The 280-nt window shown below is 59.6% G+C and carries 1 protein-coding gene; it reads right to left on the bottom strand.

From position 1 onward, the window contains the following. On the bottom strand, positions 1 to 280 hold a 280-nt coding region (locus PY649_RS34980), incomplete at both ends, for a transposase (protein ID WP_285873643.1).

Genomic DNA, 280 nt, shown 5'->3' with positions numbered 1-280 from the left:
GTGGCTGCCCAGATTGTCCATGATGACGATGTCGCCTGGCCGCAGCGTCGGGACGAGTTGTTGCTCGACATAGGCCTTGAAGCATTGGCCATTGATCGGACCGTCGAAGACGCAGGGTGCGGTAAGACAGTCGGCCCGGAGCGCGCCGACGAAGGTTAAAGTGCGCCAATGACCATGCGGCGCAAAGCCACGCAGGCGCTTGCCCTTAACACCCCAGCCGTAGAGCGGCGCCATATTGGTCTTAATCCAGGTTTCGTCGATGAACACGAGCCTTTGAGGA

Origin of the sequence: Rhizobium mayense (assembly GCF_030272705.1) — a bacterium.
In the GTDB taxonomy this organism is placed as follows: domain Bacteria; phylum Pseudomonadota; class Alphaproteobacteria; order Rhizobiales; family Rhizobiaceae; genus Rhizobium; species Rhizobium mayense.
The sequence above is the reverse complement of the archived record's forward strand: the minus strand, read 5'-3'. Positions and strand labels throughout refer to the sequence as shown.